We start from the raw sequence: 18,143 nt of genomic DNA on the forward strand, positions 1-18,143 counted from the left end.
CTAACCTGATACACCACTATCGGGGGCAAGCCCCCTCCCACATTTTTAAACCGGTTTCGTCAGTTATTAAGTCATTTACGGGTTAACCGATGCTATTCAACCAAGCCTCACGCCTGGCCAAGATCACCAGCCCCCTCGGGCCGGATGTGCTGCTGCTCAATGAAATGGGCGGTGGTGAAGAGCTGGGGCGCCTGTTCAATTACGAGCTGCAACTGACGTCCCTGGACGCCAACATCGACCTCAACCAGTTGCTCGGCAAACCCATGAGCGTCGGCCTGCAATTGGCGGACGGCGGCGAGCGGCACTTCCACGGCATCGTCGCGCGGTGCAGCCAGAACATTGATCAAGGCCAGTTCGCCAGTTACCAAGTGACGCTGCGCCCGTGGTTCTGGCTGCTCACGCGCACCTCGGACTGCCGGATTTTCCAGAACCTGAGCGTCCCGCAGATCATCAAGCAGGTGTTCCGCGACCTGGGCTTTTCCGACTTCGAAGACGCCCTGAGCCGGCCGTATCGCGAGTGGGAATACTGCGTGCAGTACCGCGAAACCAGCTTCGATTTCGTCAGCCGTTTGATGGAACAGGAAGGCATCTACTACTTTTTCCGCCATGAGCAGGACCGCCATGTGCTGGTACTGGCCGATGCCTATGGCGCCCACACCACCGTGCCGGGCTACGCGTCGGTGCCGTACTACCCCAAGGATGAGCAACAGCGCGAACGCGACCATATGCACAACTGGCATTTGGCGCAGGAGGTGCAGCCGGGCTCCCTGGAACTCAACGACTACGACTTCCAGCGCCCCAGCGCCAGCATCGACGTGCGCTCGGCCATGCCGCGCCCACATACCGCCGGCGACTACCCGCTCTACGACTACCCCGGCACCTATGTGCAAAGCGAAGACGGCGAGCACTACGCGCGTACCCGCATCGAAGCCCTGCAGACCCTGCACGAACAGATCGAGTTCGCCGGCAATGCGCGCGGCCTGGGTTCGGGCCATCTGTTCAGCCTCACCGGCTTCAGCCGCCAGGACCAGAATCGCGAATACCTGATCGTTGGCATCCGCTACTACATCGTCCAGGAAAACCTCGAAAGCGGCGGCGGTTCGGCCTCGGCGCAGTTCGAAAGCAGCCTGACCTGCATCGACGCACAGCAAAGCTTCCGCCCGTTGGCCACCACTCACCGGCCCATCGTCAAAGGCCCGCAAACCGCACTGGTGGTCGGCCCCAAAGGCGAGGAAATCTGGACCGACCAGTACGGCCGCGTAAAGGTGCATTTCTATTGGGACCGTCACGACCAATCCAACGAAAACAGCTCGTGCTGGATTCGTGTGTCGCAGTCCTGGGCCGGCAAGAACTGGGGCTCGATGCAGATTCCGCGGATCGGCCAGGAAGTGATTGTGAGCTTTCTGGAAGGCGACCCGGACCGACCGATCATCACCGGGCGGGTGTACAACGCCGAGCAGACCGTGCCCTACGACCTGCCCGAGAACGCAACCCAGAGCGGCATGAAAAGTCGCTCCAGCAAGGGCGGCACGCCGGCCAACTTCAATGAAATCCGCATGGAGGACAAGAAGGGCCTGGAGCAGTTGTATATCCATGCCGAGCGCAATCAGGACATCGTGGTGGAGGTGGATGAGAGCCACTCCGTCGGGCACGACCGCAACAAGAGCATTGGCCACAACGAGACGGTCACCATCGGCAACAACCGCCTGCGCATCGTCAAGCAGGAAGACATCCTCTCGGTGGGCCAGCGCAAGACCGACAGCATCAGCCAGAGCTATGTGATCGAGGTGGGCGAAAACCTGCGCCTGGTCTGCGGCGAAAGCATCCTGGAGTTGAATGCCAGCGGGCAGATCAACCTCACCGGCGTAAACATCAGCTTCTATGCCAGCGGCGATGCCGAGATCAATACCAAAGGCGTGCTGCACCTCAATAACGGCGGCGGCCCTGGCGCCACGCCCGATGGACAGGGCCAGAAAACCAGCATCGACGCCAATATCAAAGCCGCGTTCCCCGCGCCGAAAAGCTCCTGACGAGACCCGTTTGCCATGACGTACCGAATCAACGAATTCCAGTTCAAACTGCCGGCGAGCGAGCTGCAGGATGCGACGATCAACATCCTCAAATTCCCTGAGCTGGGCACATCCCTGATCGTCAGCCGCAGCCAGCTGGCCGACGGCGAAACCCTGCACAGCAACTTCAACGACCAGCTCCAGCGCCTGGAAAAACAGGTGCAGGATCTGCGCTATCAACCGGGCGTGGACGTGCGCTTGGGCGCCGCGCAGGAAGTGGAAGGCATCGAGCTGCGCAGCCAGTTCAACAAGGGCAACGACAAGGTGTTCCAATACCAGCTGGCGCTGGTGATACCGGGCACGCGCAAGATGCTCGCCTTGAGTTATGTGAAGGCCGAGAAGCTTGGGGAGGCCGAAGCGGCGCATTGGGCGCTGATCAAGAACTCGCTGTCGTTCGACGCCATTTCCTGATGAGCTGCCTGCATGTCTGACGCGCTTTGGGCGGCCCGCATGGGCGATGCGCTCTCCCACACTTCGATGATGGCCGACATCCTCGGCGGTGTGCTGGAAGTGGCGGCCAACATCGCGATCACGGCGGTGGCGACGGCGGCGGTGGTTGCCGCCACCGGGATTACCGTGGCCACTGGCGGGCTCGGTTGCTTCCTGTTGGGCGCCGTGGTGGGCACGGTTGTCGGCCTGGCCATGAGCAAGACCGGCGCGGACAAAGGCTTATCGAATTTATGCGAGAGCTTCAGCAACGCCCTGTTTCCGCCCACGGTGCAGGCGAACATCCTCACCGGCTCCACCAACACCCTGACCAATAACATTCCGGCCGCTCGCGCCGCCGGGGCGATCACCTCTCACGTCGCACCCGCCGGCACTGAGCTGGAAGAGCCCGCGCCCGAGCCAGAAGCCAGCTTCCTGGACATGGCCGAGAGCTTCTTCTCGCAGATGTGGCGCCCCACGGTGGCCACGCCCGCCCCCGGTGCCGAACCCAAGCCGCTGGATCAGGTGACGTGCACAAAACATCCGCCGATGCCGCCGCAGTTTCTGGCCGAGGGTTCGGAAAAAGTCACCATCAATGGCCAACCGGCGGTGCGCAGCGGTGACCGCAGCACCTGCGATGCAACGGTGGTGTCGTCGGGGCTGATCTCCTCCAACGTGACCATCGGCGGCGGTTCGGTGGTGGTGCGTGAGATCCGCAGCGGCAAGACACCGGGCGTCGGGCTGGCGGTGACGGCGTTGCTGATGCTCAAGGGCGGCAAGGGCAAGTTCTTCAGCAAGTTGCCCTGCATGTTGATCGGCGGCGCGGCCTCGATGGCCGTCAGCAGTGCGATGGGGGCGATGGCCAACGCGGCGATGGGCTCGTCGAACCCGGTGCACGCGGCCACCGGCGCCAAGGTGTTGGGCGGTGACGAAGAGCTGGATTTCGTCCTGCCGGGCATCCTGCCGATTGATTGGCAGCGGTTCTACAACAGCCGTGACGAACGCACGGGCAGCCTGTTCGGCCCAGGCTGGAGCGTGCCGTATGAAGTCTGCGTCGCCATCCAGCCTCACCCCGACGGCGGTGAAACGCTGATCTACACCGATGAACAGGGCCGGCCTATCGACATGGGCAGCATCCCCCTGGGCGGCGCGGTGTTCAGCGCCGGTGAAGGGCTGGCCGTGCGCCGACATCTTAACGGGCAGTTGCTGATCGAGAGCGATGACGGCCTGTATCGTTTGTTCGAACCCTCCGCCAATCCGGCATTGCTGCGTCTCAGCCAGCTCGGCGACCGTAACGAAAACCGCATCTATGTCGATTATGACGACGCTGGGCGCCTGGTCCGACTGCGCGATACCTTCGATCTGGTGCAAGTGGAGTTGATCCGTGATCAAGGTCACGTGGTGCGGCTCGAACGGCTGTACCCGGACCAGCGCCGCGAAGTGCTGGTCAGCTATGGCTACGACGCTATCGGCAACCTGGCAGAGGTCCGCGATGCCACTGGCCAAGTGCAGCGCCGCTTCAGCTACGATGCTGGCCGGCGCATGGTGGAGCACCAGCTACCGACCGGGTTGCGCTGTTTCTATGAGTGGGCCTTGGTTGAAAACGCGGAATGGCGCGTGGTCCGGCACTGGACCGACGAAGGCGACGCCTACCAGTTCGACTATGACTTGCAGGCCGGTATCACGCGGATTACCGACGGCTTGCAACGCGTCAGTACCCGCCACTGGAACACCCAGCACCAGATCGTTCGGTACAGCGACAACCTCGGGCAAACCTGGCTGTTCGAGTGGAACGACGAACGCCAATTGCTCAGCGCCACCGATCCGCTGGGCGGGCGCTATGCGTACAGCTACGACGATGCCGGCAACCTGATCGGCGAGACTGACCCGCTGGGCCGCAGCGACTCGACCTTGTGGCTTGAGCATTGGGCACTGCCGCTGGTGGAGACCGACGCCGCCGACAATAGCTGGGCGTATCGCTACGATCAGCGCGGCAACTGCATCGCCGAAACCGACCCGCTGGGCTATGTCACTCGCTATCGCTATGACGATCACGGCCAGCCCGTAGAAATCATCGACGCCACTGGCAAAAGCAAGAAGCTGCGCTGGAACACGTTCGGGCAGTTGGTCGAGCACGTGGATTGCTCCGGCTACCCCACCCGCTTCAGCTACGACGAACGCGGCAATTTGCAGGTCATCACCGACGCCCTTGGCGAGCGCACCCTGTTCAGCTATGACGCCCAGGGGCGCCTGCTCAGCAGCCAATTGCCGGACGGGCGCACCGAGCAATATCAACGCAACACCAGCGGCCAACTGGTGGGTTACACCGACCCGGCCGGGCATACCACCCTGTACCAGCACAACCGTCGCGGCCAGGTGCGCCAGCGCATCGACGCCCATGGTCGGCAGGTGCAGTTCGGCTATGACAGCTATGGGCGCCTGCAGGCGCTGATCAACGAAAACGGCGAGCGTTATCGGTTTGCCTGGGACGCCGGCGATCGGTTGACCGAGCAGCAGGACCTGGATGGCAGCGCCAAGCGCTACCGCTACGATCCGCTGGACAATGTGATTGCGGTGACCGCTGTACCGGCCCCGTACGGCAGTGGTTTGGCGGTCGTCCCCGAGACAGCGCCCGCGCCCATCGTCCATCGATTGGAGCGCGACGCTGTTGGCCGCCTGATCGCCAAGACCACCGACGATGGCCGCACGGACTACAGCTATGACGCCGTGGATCAGCTTACGGCGGTGACGTTCACCGACTTGCACGGCAACACCCAGGCCCTGAGCTTCGCCTACGACGCCCTTGGCCAGTTGCTCACCGAACAGAGCTCGGCGGGCAGCCTGCACCACCACTACGACGAACTCGGCAACCTGATCCAGACCCAACTGCCCGACGGCCGCTGGCTCAACCGCCTGTACTACGGCAGCGGCCACCTGCATCAGATCAACCTCGATGGCCAGGTGATCAGCGACTTCGAACGCGACCGCCTGCACCGCGAAGTGCTGCGCACCCAAGGTCAGCTCAGCACCCGCAGCGAATACGACCGCAGCGGCCGTCTGCGCGCACGTCAACGTCGTCTCACAGGCCAACCATCGCTGTTACCGGCATCCGCGCAGAAACAATTCGAATACGACCCCGCTGACAACCTGATCGGCAAACTCGACCAGCAGCCCGCCACACAACACCGCCAACTGCTGCACTACGACGCCACTGGCCGCATCATCGCCAGCCAGGACAACCTGCACGGCCAACGCGAAACCTTCGCCTACGACGCCGCCGCCAACCTGCTCGACGGCCCGCAGGCGGGTGCCGGGTTAGTGGTGCATAACAAGCTGCTGACTTATCAGGACAAGCGTTATCGCTATGACGCCTTTGGCCGCACAATCGAAAAACGCAGCACCGCGCGCGGCCTGCAACGCTTTGCCTACGACGCCGAAAGCCGCCTGATCGAAGTACGCAATGAAAACGGCAGCGTGGTCAGAATGACCTACGACCCGCTGGGCCGACGCATCGCGAAAACCGAGCACGGCGGTGACGGGTATCCGCTGGGGGAAACGCGTTTTGTGTGGGATGGCTTGCGGTTGTTGCAGGAACACCGCCACAGCCAAACCAGCCTGTACGTCTACGAAAACGAAGGCTACGAACCCCTAGCCCGCATTGACGGCAGCGGGCCTCTGCAAAAAATCCGCTACTACCACAACGACCTGAACGGCTTGCCGGAGCAACTCACCGAAGCGGACGGGCACACGGTTTGGCAGGCGACGTATCGGGTGTGGGGCAACACACTGGAAGAGGTGCGCGAGCCTTATTACATTGAAGAGCAGAACCTGCGGTTTCAGGGGCAGTATCTGGATCGGGAGACGGGGCTGCACTACAACACGTTCAGGTTTTATGATCCGGATGTGGGGCGGTTTACTACGCCGGATCCGATTGGGTTGTTGGGCGGATTCCATCTCTACCAGTACACGCCTAACCCATTTATGTGGCTGGATCCGCTTGGGTTAAGTTGCTCAAGTGATGCAAAAAAACTCGGCGGCAGGCTGGGCAAGGCGCCAAGCAAGGACTATCGGGCACATCATATTGTCATGTCCAACTCAAAAGACATACGGATGCGCTTCCTAAGAAGGCGCATGGAGAGACTTGGTATCGATATAAACCAAAAAGAAAATGGCATATGGCTGCCAGTCAATTCAAAATCTCGGCTACCAAACACCAAAGCAACTGCCCATGCGGGAGAAGGCGTACATGGAAATGCATATAAACAACATGTGTGGGATACGCTAAAGGGCGCAAAAACAAAGACCGATTTCGAGCAAGGACTCAAGACACTTAACCTAGAGCTCGCTGGCGGCAAAACTTTCCCACTGGCAAAATAGGAATATTTATCATGAAGGATTTTTTGCTTTCGCTAATCAATGAATACAAAGAAAAATACAGCGACCTTATATTTCACGTAGAAAAATCGCATGTATCGAAACAATGGGGCATGGGCCTCATGCCCTCATATAACCCCGCACCTTATATCTGTGAACTTCAAGGATCTAGCCCAGGCCGCTTACTTAAAAACAGCTCTAAACCAGCCAATAACAAGCAATGCTATTTTTTAGACAATCACCAAGAAATAATAGCCGAAATACAATACGCAAAGCATATAAAACTCAAAGAGCAATGGATTATCTATAGAAGATTCTTCATAAACACTCCAGCTTCCATTATAGAACTAAATTTCGGCAGTACTTTAGAAAAAAACATGGATGCCAATCTCGACTCAGTTGCCGTTAACAAGCTCGAAGGCGGACACACGATAGCGCACTATAGTTTGCTCAATACTGGCGAATACTTTGAAACCTTTTACAAATATAATGGGGGAAAAATAGTTTCAGTTACTGAAAATATCTGGCGAGACACATTTACAACGAGAATTTATGAAATAACACACGCTAATGGCGCCCCCACCATCTACGAATTACTCCACGACAACAGCAAAATATTAATATATCCAGAAAACTGACTTTTCTATCCAACGACCGGTTTTGCGGGCGCTATGCTTACAGCTACGACGAAGCCGATAACCCTGACTCAGACACAACTGCACGACGGCTGTTGGCTCAACCGTTTGCACTACGGCAGCGGCCACCTGAACCAGATCAGCCTCAACTGCCGAGTGATCAGCGACTTCGAACGCGACCGTCAGCTGCGCGAAATGATGCGCAGGCACCTGCAGCGAATACGACGCCGCCGCCAACCTGCTCGACGGCCCGCAACCCGGCGCCGGGCTGGTGGTGCACAACAAGCTGCTGACTTATCAAGACAAGCGTTATCGCTGTGACGCCTTTGGCCGCACAATCGAAAAACGCAGCACCGCGCGCGGCCTGCAACGCTTCGCCTACGACGCCGAAAGCCGCCTGATCGAAGTACGCAATGAAAACGGCAGCGTGGTCAGAATGACCTACGACCCGCTGGGCCGACGCATCGCGAAAACCGAGCACGGCGGTGACAGGTATCCGCTGGGGGAAACCCGGTTTATGTGGGATGGCCTGCGGTTGTTGCAGGAGCATAGACACAGTCAGACCAGTCTTTACATCTACCAAGACGAAGGCTACGAGCCTATTGCCCGCATTGACGGCAGCGGGCCTCTGCAAAAAATCCGCTACTACCACAACGACCTGAACGGCTTGCCGGAACAACTCACCGAAGCGGATGGGCACACAGTTTGGCAGGCGACGTATCGGGTGTGGGGCAACACACTGGAAGAGGTGCGCGAGCCTTATTACATTGAAGAGCAGAACCTGAGGTTTCAGGGGCAGTATCTGGATCGGGAGACGGGGCTGCACTACAACACGTTCCGGTTTTATGATCCGGATGTGGGGCGGTTTACTACGCCGGATCCGATTGGGTTGGAGGGGGGGTTCAATCTTTACCAATACGCTCCGAACCCTGTAGGTTGGGCAGATCCATGGGGCTGGGCTTATGCAGGGGTTGATTTCACTGGGAGCAGTGATTTGTATCCGATAAAAGGCTCACAAAGAAATATTGTGACGATCAAGATGCAAGGCTCTAGATCACGCGACTTTACTCAAGCGTACAAGGAAGCAGGTATTCCTAGAAGTGCCAAAAACCTCTATACCTGGCACCACGTTGATGACTTCGATCCGAAGACTGGCAATACAACAATGCAACTGGTCAGAAAATCTGCACATGAGGCGACTTACCCCCATAGTGGTTCAGTTGCTCAATACGAGAAACATTTCAAAGTTAAATACGACAGCAGCGAGTCAGTTCTTGCGGCCTCCAAAAAAGGTTGGCTCGCCAACAAAATCCCCAGCAGTAAAGTCAAACCCGGACGCTGCTCATGATTGGAGATCACGATGTTTGAAAATAAATTTTCGGACTGCGAAACGGCCATTACTCCAGCTGACTTGGATGAGCTGGAGTCCGTTATAGGTAAAAAATTGCCCACGGCCTTTAGAAATCATTATCTTACGTACAACGGAGGCATGCCTGAACGACCTTATTGGGAGAGCGAAGACTTTTTCGACCCTATCGAAGTAGCATCTTTCAGGCCGATTGCATACGGGGAACCCACGCTGCTGTCTACCTATCAACTGATGCTGAAAAAAAAGGTAATCCCCTCACATCTTCTTCCCTTCGCAGACGATCTAGGAGGCAACTTTTTTTGCTTAAACCTAGATTCGGGAGGCATCAGCTATTTCACGACGGATACCTTCGATAGCGAATTGAGCCCTGAGGAGAATCACGCTGAATCCGAAAAGCCTGTGTGCTCAAATTTTCTAAGGTTCGTTCAAGGGCTGGTTGATGAGACCGATGTTGACGAGGAATAAGAGAAAAAACTGGTTTTCTCAAGCATCTTTTCTCCTTGTGGAGTCAGATTCAGCAGTTCTGGAAACTAAGGAGCTGCGTCTTAGAGATTTCCGACAACGCCCTGTTGGTGATCCCCTAGACACCACTCTCACAATCATTCATCGACTAAACGCGACGCAGTTGACCGCCTGATCCAGCCCCAACTGCCCGACGGCCGCTGGCTCAACCGCCTGTACTACGGCAGCGGTCACCTGCATCAGATCAACCTCGATGGCCAGGTGATCAGCGACTTCGAACGCGACCGCCTGCACCGCGAAGTGCTGCGCACCCAAGGCCAGCTCAGCACCCGCAGCGAATACGACCGCAGCGGCCGCCTGCGCGCACGTCAACGTCGCCTGGCGGGCCAACCATCGCTGTTACCGGCAGCCGCACAAAAACAATTCGAATACGACCCCGCCGACAACCTGATCGGCAAACTCGACCAGCAGCCCGCCACACAACACCGCCAACTGCTGCACTACGACGCCACCGGCCGCATCATCGCCAGCCAGGACAACCTGCACGGCCAACGCGAAACCTTCGCCTACGACGCCGCCGCCAACCTGCTCGACGGCCCGCAGGCGGGTGCCGGGTTAGTGGTGCATAACAAGCTGCTGACTTATCAGGACAAGCGTTATCGCTATGACGCCTTTGGCCGCACAATCGAAAAACGCAGCACCGCGCGCGGCCTGCAACGCTTTGCCTACGACGCCGAAAGCCGTCTGATCGAAGTACGCAATGAAAACGGCAGCGTGGTCCGGATGACCTACGACCCGCTGGGCCGACGCATCGCGAAAACCGAGCACGGCGGTGACGGGTATCCGCTGGGGGAAACCCGGTTTATGTGGGATGGCCTGCGGTTGTTGCAGGAGCATAGACACAGTCAGACCAGTCTTTACATCTACCAAGACGAAGGCTACGAGCCTATTGCCCGCATTGACGGCAGCGGGCCTCTGCAAAAAATCCGCTACTACCACAACGACCTGAACGGCTTGCCGGAACAACTCACCGAAGCGGATGGGCACACAGTTTGGCAGGCGACGTATCGGGTGTGGGGCAACACACTGGAAGAGGTGCGCGAGCCTTATTACATTGAAGAGCAGAACCTGAGGTTTCAGGGGCAGTATCTGGATCGGGAGACGGGGCTGCACTACAACACGTTCAGGTTTTATGATCCGGATGTGGGGCGGTTTACTACGCCGGATCCGATTGGGTTGTTGGGGGGCGTAAATTTTTATCAGTACAGCCCCAATCCAATATCCTGGATTGATCCATGGGGATTGACCCCCGAACTTTACTACCTGATAGCGAAGAAAGATGGCCTTTATGACGAGATGGCCTGGGGGCATAAAAAGCCCGTTGGTAAAGTTTTTTTGAAAAAGGGTGAAATTTGGAAAGTCGGTGAAACGGTCAATCCTAATAGGCGATACACACAGAAATGGCTGAAAGCTAATAATCTTGCTTACAAACGTGTTATGGCCGCCCCAACGAAGGGCAACATGCAGATATGGGAAAGATTAAAAATCGGAAAATATTTCAAACGCCGTGGAAAACTGCCACCAGGTAACAAATGCAGGCACTGACTGAGGATTACTTTATGCGAGTCGATACAACGTCTGACTCTCCCAGCTGGACAAAGGTCTTTGAAATCACTGACGAGCTAAATGGCTTGAGTGAGATTTTCGAAAAAAAGTATCCTGCCCTCGACTGGGAGCTAGCAGTCTGCATGCGGTGCCTGCCGAAGGGGCTGGACCGGAAAACATTTTGCCGGTACTACGCAAAAGACAAAATGTTCGGTCTAGATATTTCCATGGACGAGGAAGATTTTGTCCCGCATAAAAAAGATAAATCCGCTCAGCGCAAATTAATCGGTGCGGCATTTATTAAGTTTTTTGTCGAGAGCATTAAAAAGTACGAGAAAAAGCTGCCTAATCTTCAGCCAGTTTCAGCAGAACTGATCGCGGATGTACAGCAGTGGTGTGTCGAGAACGGGTGGACAGCCTAAACTCTAATGATTGTGCAATTTCACAAAAAATGGGCACCCAACCCCGTCGGCGTGCCCACTTTTCCTACCACCCCGCCTCCCTTCGGACGGTACTGCGCTTACGGGTTGACGCTGTCTTTAAGCGACTTGCCCGGCTTAAACGCAACGGTATTGCTGGCCTTGATCTTCACAGGCTCGCCGGTTTGCGGGTTTTTGCCGGTGCGGGCGCCGCGGTGGCGTTGCAGGAAGGTGCCGAAGCCTACCAGGGTGACGCTGTCCTTGCGGTGCAGGGCGCCGGTGATTTCTTCGAGAATGGCGTTGAGGACGCGGTTGGCCTGCTCTTTGGTGAGATCCGCTTTTTCAGCGATGGCGGCTGCGAGTTCGGGTTTACGCATAAGTGAAGCCTCTTTGACGGTTTTTTGTTGTTATGTCCGTGCCGCTCTCTGACGGAGCGGCGCCCAAAGCGCCGCAGGCTCTACTCTGCGGCAGACGGGAGTGAGGATGGCATGCCCTCGCACGCTCCGCCAGTCTCGCGGCGACCTTTCTAGAGGGAAAAATGTGCTTATTCCGACAGAACGACCGGTATTTACGCCAGCAACGGCGGAAGTTCTTTGTTGAGCGCGAGTTTTTCCATCACGGCGGTGCCCGTCAGCGCATAGCCCAGCAGGCGGCCACTGGCGTCGCGGCACAGCGCCTTGATATCGCCACCCTGCCCCTCGACATTCCACACCCCTTCGGTGCCGCGTGGCGGTGGGGAGACCACCAACGGGCACACCGGTGTTTTTACGGTGACCGGCATCGGGCCATAGCTGACGGCGGTGGCGTTGCCGGCCAGCGTCTGGGCCAGGGCGCGCGCGCAGGTCATCAGAGGCATGACGTACAACAGATTGAGGCCGTCGACCTCGGCGCAGTCGCCCAGGGCGTAGATGTTGGCGTGGGAGGTCTTGAGGTGGCGGTCCACCATGATTCCACGGTTGACCTGCAGGCCCGCCGCGGCTGCCAGGTCGATGCGCGGGCGCAGACCGATGGCCGAGACCACCAGGTCGCAACGGATCACTTCACCGTCCGACAGATGCGCTTCCAGGCCATCGGCCGTGCGTTGCAGGCGGTTGAGCACCGGACCCAGATGGAAGCGTGCGCCAAGGCTTTCCAGGCCGGCTTGCACCGCCGCAGCCGCAGCCGGGTGCAGCAGGGTGGGCATGACTTGCTCGCACGGCGCGACCAGATCGATCTCATAACCACCCAGAATCAGGTCATTGGCAAACTCGCAGCCGATCAGGCCGGCGCCGAGCAGCAGTACGCGACGCTTGCCGGCGGCGGCGGCGCGAAAACGTGCGTAGTCTTCCAGGTCGTTGATCGGGAAGATCAGCTCGGCAGCGTCGCCCTCGACCGGTACGCGCACGGTTTCGGCGCCCCAGGCCAGGATAAGGTCACGGTAAGCCACCGCTTCCTCGCCGATCCACAGGCGCTTGTGGCCAGGGTCGATGCCGCTGACGCGGGTGTGGGTGCGCACCTCGGCCTTGAGTTGCTCGGCCATCGCGCCCGGTTCAGCCATGCTCAGGCCATCGGCTTCCTTGTTCTTGCCAAAGCCGGTGGAGAGCATGGGCTTGGAGTAGGAGCGCCCGTCATCTGCGGTGATCAGCAGCAATGGGGTTTCGCTGTCGAGCTTGCGAAACTCCCGGGCCACGTTGTAGCCGGCCAATCCTGTGCCGATGATCACGACAGGTGCGTTCATTCCTTTCTCCTTGTAGTACGTTTCTTAAATTTCAGATCAGCCGATTTGGATCATTTCGAAATCCGATTTACCCACGCCGCAATCCGGGCACAGCCAATCTTCTGGGACGTCTTGCCAAGCGGTGCCCGGCGCGATGCCATCATCCGGCCAGCCGTCTGCTTCGTTGTAGATAAGGCCGCAGACGATACATTGCCACTTCTTCATTACTTACTTCCTCAGGGTCCAGGCAAATTGGCCGGCGGTCGATGGATCCAGCTTTGCCACTCGGCTCAGGGCGTTTTGTACTGACCGGGGCGTGCAGATGCAAGCGTCATCGACTCAACGGGCCGGTTGAGCCCGGCAAAAGACCGGGACGCCATGGTAAGCTCGCCGCCTCTTTTACTGCCCATACCGACTCGCCGTGCCGCACTCACTCGCCCGCCCCGCTGCTTGCCAATGGCTGCCCCAGAGCCTTCTGAACCCGGCGCCCGCGCCGTTGACCCTCGACTGGTTGTTCGACGAAGGCTCACTGACGCGGCGACTGACCGAGCTGTCCAACGAGGGCTTTAGCGTCACGCCGCTGTTCGAAGGCTGGCAGCCGCTACGCGAGGATGAGTGTGTTGCGCTGCAGCTGGCGCCGGCCAGTATCGGCTGGGTACGCGAGGTGTATTTGCGCGGGCACGGCCAACCCTGGGTGTTTGCCCGCAGCGTGGCGGCGCGCAGCGCCTTGCAGGGCGATGGGCTGCAGATGGACGAATTGGGCAGCCGTTCGCTGGGTGAGTTGCTGTTCTGCGACCGCGCGTTCACCCGCCAGGCCATTGAAGTGTGCCGCTACCCCCGGCACTGGCTGCCCACAACGGATCAGGCCGATGGGTTGTGGGCCCGCCGCTCACGTTTCGACCGCGGCGCATTGAGCGTGCTGGTGGCGGAAATCTTCCTGCCGAGCTTCTGGCATGCGCTGCATGATCCTTCGGAGAACCGCTGATGTATCAACGCCTGCTCCAATCCTTCAACCGCCTGAATCCCAGGGCTTGGGACTTCATTCAATTAACCCGCATGGACAAGCCCATCGGCATTTACCTGCTGCTGTGGCCGACGCTATGGGCGCTGTGGATTGCCGGCGAGGGCTCGCCGTCCTTGGCCAATATCGTGATTTTCGTGCTGGGCGTGACGCTGACGCGCGCTGCCGGCTGCGTGATCAATGACTGGGCCGACCGCAAGGTTGACGGGCACGTGAAACGCACCGCGCAACGCCCGTTGGCCAGCGGCAAAATCAATTCCAAAGAAGCGCTGGTGTTCTTTGCGGTCCTGATGCTGATCAGTTTCCTGCTGGTATTGCTGACCAATGCCACGACCATCTGGCTGTCCCTGGGCGGCCTGGCGCTCGCGGTCAGCTATCCCTTTATGAAGCGTTACACCTATTACCCGCAGGTGGTGCTGGGGGCCGCGTTTTCCTGGGGCATGCCGATGGCATTCACCGCCGAAACCGGCCATCTGCCCGCCACGGCTTGGCTGCTGTATATCGCCAACCTGCTGTGGACGGTGGCCTATGACACTTATTACGCCATGACTGACCGCGATGACGATCTGAAAATCGGCGTTAAATCCACCGCGATTCTGTTTGGCGATGCCGACCGCGTGATCATCCTGACCTTGCAAGGTCTTTCACTGGCGTGCCTGCTGCTGGCCGGCGCGCGCTTCGAATTGGGCGGCTGGTTCCACTTGGGGCTGCTGGCGGCTGCGGGGTGTTTTGCCTGGGAGTTCTGGTACACCCGCGATCGCGATCGCCTCAAATGCTTCAAGGCGTTTTTGCACAACCACTGGGCGGGGTTGGCGATTTTTGTCGGGATTGTGGCGGATTACGGGTTTCGCTGAGTTTTGCGGTGTTTGGCAGGGACTCATCGGGGGCAAGCCCCCTCCCACATTTGACTGTATTCACATATCAAGAGGTGGGAGGGGGGCTTGCCCCCGATGGCTTGAGCAGCGCCCAACGATCAGGGCTTGATCACATGCCACGCGCCACCCTTGCCATCGCCGGTCTTGTCACCGGCCTTTTTGTCATCCTTGTAGGTGTACACCGGCTTGCCTTTGTAGGCCCACTGGCTGGTCTGGTCGTCACGGGTGATGACCTTCCAATCGCCCGTCGCCGTGTCGGTGGACTCAGCCTTCAGCGGTGGCCAATTGGTCGCGCACGTGTCATTGCACACTGAATTGCCGTCGGCGTCCTTGTCGAAGGTATAGAGAGTCATGCCTTTGTGATCCACCAACATCCCACCTTGGGTCATCGCCGGCTCCGCCGCGAATGCTAGGCCGGGCAGGGTCAACGCCGCCGCTACCAACAGGGCTTTCCAGGAAACAGTGCTGTGAGTCATCGGAACCTTCCTTTTGTGGTTGTCAGGATTCGGACTCAAAGGGTAGTCCAGAGTGCCGTGAATTGCCCAAGCGACTAAATTACTGTCACACGACTGCAATAATTCCGTTATCTAATGCGGCGCAAGACAGTTAAATGACAAGAGGATTTTTGAGCATGGTTGGCAGGAGCATTCTGATTGTTGACGACGAAGCGCCCATTCGCGAAATGATCGCCGTTGCGTTGGAAATGGCCGGCTATGACTGCCTGGAGGCCGAGAACTCCCAGCAGGCCCATGCCATTATCGTCGACCGCAAGCCGGACCTGATCCTGCTCGACTGGATGCTACCCGGCACCTCCGGCATCGAGCTGGCCCGCCGCCTCAAGCGCGATGAGCTGACCGGGGATATCCCGATCATCATGCTCACCGCCAAGGGCGAAGAGGACAACAAGATCCAGGGCCTGGAAGTCGGTGCCGATGACTACATCACTAAACCCTTTTCCCCACGGGAGCTGGTCGCGCGGCTCAAGGCTGTGTTGCGCCGTGCCGGCCCTACCGACGGCGAAGCGCCTATTGAAGTCGGTGGCCTGCTGCTGGACCCGATCAGCCACCGCGTGACCATCGATGGCAAACCGGCCGAGATGGGCCCCACCGAATACCGTCTGCTGCAATTTTTCATGACTCACCAAGAGCGCGCCTACACCCGTGGCCAACTGTTGGACCAAGTGTGGGGCGGCAACGTATACGTGGAGGAGCGCACCGTGGACGTGCATATCCGCCGCCTGCGCAAAGCCTTGGGCGATGCTTACGAGAATCTGGTACAAACCGTGCGCGGTACAGGCTATCGGTTTTCAACCAAGGGTTGAACCGCAAGCGGTCAGCTACAAGCGGCAAGAGATGCCGCATCGCTCTAACTTGAAGCTTGCAGCTTGAAACTTGAAGCTGCCCCCCAAGGACGTATTTTCAAGTGAATTCGAATTGGCATGGCACCTTGATCCGCCACATGCTCCTGTTGGTCACCGGCTGCCTGTTGGTGGGCCTGATCAGTGGCTATTACGGCTGGAGCCTGGCCATCGGCATCGGTTTGTACTTGGGCTGGACCCTCAAACAACTCCTTCGCCTGCATGAATGGCTGCGCCAGCACAAACCCGACGAAGCGCCACCCGACGGCTATGGCCTGTGGGGCGAAGTGTTCGACAGCATCTACCACCTGCAACGCCGCGACCAGCGGGTGCGCGGGCGCCTGCAAGCGGTGATCGACCGCGTGCAGGAGTCCACCGCCGCGTTGAAAGACGCGGTAATCATGCTCGACAGCGATGGCAACCTGGAATGGTGGAACCGCGCCGCCGAAACCCTGCTGGGCCTCAAGACGCCCCAGGACAGCGGCCAGCCGGTGACCAACCTGGTGCGCCACCCGCGCTTCAAGGAATATTTCGAGCAGGACAATTACGACGAAGCGCTGGAAATCCCTTCGCCCACCAACGACCGGGTGCGCATCCAGCTATACCTGACGCGCTATGGCAACAACGAGCACCTGATGCTGGTACGCGATGTCACGCGCATCCATCAGTTGGAACAGATGCGCAAGGACTTCGTCGCCAACGTCTCCCACGAGTTGCGCACACCATTGACGGTGATCTGCGGATACCTGGAGACGCTGTTGGACAACGTCGACGAGATCAACCCGCGCTGGGGCCGCGCCCTGCAGCAGATGCAGCAACAGGGCTCACGCATGCAGACCCTGCTCAACGACCTGCTGCTGCTGGCCAAGTTGGAAGCCACCGATTACCCCTCGGACAACCAGCCCGTGGCGGTCCCGAGCCTGTTGAAAACCATCAAGAATGACGCTCTGGCCCTGTCGGGCGAGCGCGGGCAGCAGATCAGCCTGGAGGCCGACCCGGCGGTGCTGCTCAAGGGCAGCGAGGGCGAGTTGCGCAGCGCGTTTTCCAACCTGGTGTTTAACGCAGTGAAATACACCCAGGACCAGGGCACCATTCGCATCCGTTGGTGGGCCGATGAGCAAGGCGCGCACCTGAGCGTGCAGGACTCCGGCATCGGCATCGACGCCAAGCACCTGCCGCGCCTGACCGAACGTTTCTACCGTGTCGACTCCAGCCGAAACTCCAATACCGGCGGCACCGGGCTCGGCCTGGCGATCGTCAAACACGTTCTGCTGCGCCACCGCGCGCGCCTGGAGATCAGCAGCGTACTGGGGCATGGCAGTACGTTCACCTGCCACTTTCCCCCCTCTCAGATGACCCGTTCGCGGGCCATCGGCCTAGATGAATAACCCAAAAACGCCATAAGACTAATGTGGGAGGGGGCTTGCCCCGATGACCACAGGTATCTACACATCTTCGGCGTAAACATAACGCGAGAAAATAAGGTTGTTGTGGTGAGCAGGCTTGCCCTGCGCTGGGCTGCGAAGCAGCCCCATTCCAGGCGATGTGGTTTTATCTGGCAAAGCGAGGCGCCTGGGTTTGGGGCCGCTTCGCAGCCCAGCGCGGGGCAAGCCCGCTCTCCACAGAGTTATCTGTGAGCCTTTTAGTTTTGTGTAGATACCTATGCCCCGATGACGGGAGGACAGTCAACTTATCCATAACTGATCCACCGCCATCGGGGGCAAGCCCCCTCCCACAATGGATCTTCAGTGCCTTGGAAAGTAGATTCCACGCCCCGCCCGGCACCGGGCACTAGGCAAGCGCCCCGTCAGCCGCTACATTGGCCGACTTGCGCC

At 58.8% G+C, this 18,143-nt stretch carries 14 protein-coding genes and 2 pseudogenes; 12 read left to right on the top strand and 4 right to left on the bottom strand.

What is annotated here, in order from left to right; all coding sequences use genetic code 11:
* The first annotated feature begins 89 nt into the window (after positions 1–89).
* The 8 genes and pseudogenes from HRH33_RS00325 (at position 90) to HRH33_RS00360 (ending at position 11,362) form a co-directional block, all read left to right on the top strand.
* Positions 90–2,030, top strand: coding sequence for a type VI secretion system Vgr family protein (locus HRH33_RS00325; RefSeq protein ID WP_173603343.1), 1,941 nt, complete (start codon positions 90–92; stop codon positions 2,028–2,030).
* A gap of 15 nt (positions 2,031–2,045) precedes the next feature.
* A complete protein-coding gene (locus tag HRH33_RS00330) occupies positions 2,046–2,480 on the top strand; it encodes a DcrB-related protein (protein ID WP_167416942.1) in 435 nt (144 codons plus the stop codon).
* A 12-nt stretch (positions 2,481–2,492) separates the two neighbouring features.
* On the top strand, positions 2,493–6,872 hold the full coding sequence (locus HRH33_RS00335; RefSeq protein WP_173603344.1) for an RHS repeat-associated core domain-containing protein: 4,380 nt from the start codon (positions 2,493–2,495) through the stop codon (positions 6,870–6,872).
* Between the two features lie 11 nt (positions 6,873–6,883).
* On the top strand, positions 6,884–7,507 hold the full coding sequence (locus tag HRH33_RS00340; protein WP_167418682.1) for a hypothetical protein: 624 nt from the start codon (positions 6,884–6,886) through the stop codon (positions 7,505–7,507).
* Between the two features lie 5 nt (positions 7,508–7,512).
* Positions 7,513–8,852, top strand: a pseudogene (locus HRH33_RS00345) (RHS repeat-associated core domain-containing protein); the annotation flags it as partial.
* A gap of 12 nt (positions 8,853–8,864) precedes the next feature.
* On the top strand, positions 8,865–9,338 hold the full coding sequence (locus tag HRH33_RS00350) for an SMI1/KNR4 family protein (protein WP_167418681.1): 474 nt from the start codon (positions 8,865–8,867) through the stop codon (positions 9,336–9,338).
* 153 nt (positions 9,339–9,491) lie between these two features.
* Positions 9,492–10,940, top strand: a pseudogene (locus HRH33_RS00355) (RHS repeat-associated core domain-containing protein); the annotation flags it as partial.
* A 14-nt stretch (positions 10,941–10,954) separates the two neighbouring features.
* Positions 10,955–11,362 carry a hypothetical protein gene (locus HRH33_RS00360; protein WP_167417327.1) on the top strand — a complete coding sequence of 136 codons (408 nt, stop codon included), beginning with the start codon at positions 10,955–10,957 and terminating at the stop codon, positions 11,360–11,362.
* Positions 11,363–11,460: 98 nt separating this feature from the next.
* Here the strand turns inward: HRH33_RS00360 and HRH33_RS00365 are convergent, their stop codons facing one another.
* From HRH33_RS00365 to HRH33_RS00375, 3 genes are all read right to left on the bottom strand, one after another.
* Positions 11,461–11,736 (bottom strand): HU family DNA-binding protein, encoded by a 276-nt coding sequence (locus tag HRH33_RS00365; protein ID WP_011064269.1) that lies wholly within the window; start codon positions 11,734–11,736, stop codon positions 11,461–11,463.
* 191 nt (positions 11,737–11,927) lie between these two features.
* Positions 11,928–13,076, bottom strand: coding sequence for an NAD(P)/FAD-dependent oxidoreductase (locus HRH33_RS00370; protein WP_040266718.1), 1,149 nt, complete (start codon positions 13,074–13,076; stop codon positions 11,928–11,930).
* Between the two features lie 36 nt (positions 13,077–13,112).
* Entirely contained in the window at positions 13,113–13,280 is a 168-nt protein-coding gene (locus HRH33_RS00375; protein ID WP_167417328.1) for a rubredoxin, read from the bottom strand.
* 196 nt (positions 13,281–13,476) lie between these two features.
* Here HRH33_RS00375 and HRH33_RS00380 point away from each other — a divergent pair, with 196 nt between their 5' ends.
* Both HRH33_RS00380 and ubiA read left to right on the top strand, forming a co-directional pair.
* A complete protein-coding gene (locus HRH33_RS00380) occupies positions 13,477–14,040 on the top strand; it encodes a chorismate--pyruvate lyase family protein (protein WP_040266714.1) in 564 nt (187 codons plus the stop codon).
* The gene (gene ubiA / locus HRH33_RS00385; protein WP_167417329.1) at positions 14,040–14,930 is read left to right on the top strand and encodes a 4-hydroxybenzoate octaprenyltransferase; all 891 of its coding nucleotides are present in this window, start codon (positions 14,040–14,042) and stop codon (positions 14,928–14,930) included. The genes HRH33_RS00380 and ubiA overlap by 1 nt, the downstream gene beginning before the upstream one ends.
* A gap of 119 nt (positions 14,931–15,049) precedes the next feature.
* Here ubiA and HRH33_RS00390 read toward each other — a convergent pair whose 3' ends face one another.
* The gene (locus tag HRH33_RS00390) at positions 15,050–15,427 is read right to left on the bottom strand and encodes a COG4315 family predicted lipoprotein (RefSeq protein WP_040266711.1); all 378 of its coding nucleotides are present in this window, start codon (positions 15,425–15,427) and stop codon (positions 15,050–15,052) included.
* Positions 15,428–15,582: 155 nt separating this feature from the next.
* Between HRH33_RS00390 and phoB the strand changes: the two genes are divergently transcribed.
* Both phoB and phoR read left to right on the top strand, forming a co-directional pair.
* Positions 15,583–16,272 carry a phosphate regulon transcriptional regulator PhoB gene (gene phoB / locus HRH33_RS00395; RefSeq protein ID WP_003176964.1) on the top strand — a complete coding sequence of 230 codons (690 nt, stop codon included), beginning with the start codon at positions 15,583–15,585 and terminating at the stop codon, positions 16,270–16,272.
* 137 nt (positions 16,273–16,409) lie between these two features.
* Entirely contained in the window at positions 16,410–17,696 is a 1,287-nt protein-coding gene (gene phoR, locus HRH33_RS00400) for a phosphate regulon sensor histidine kinase PhoR (protein ID WP_243269813.1), read from the top strand.
* Positions 17,697–18,143 lie beyond the last annotated feature (447 nt).

Source organism: Pseudomonas rhodesiae, assembly GCF_013285305.1.
GTDB classification, from domain to species: Bacteria; Pseudomonadota; Gammaproteobacteria; order Pseudomonadales; family Pseudomonadaceae; genus Aquipseudomonas; species Aquipseudomonas rhodesiae.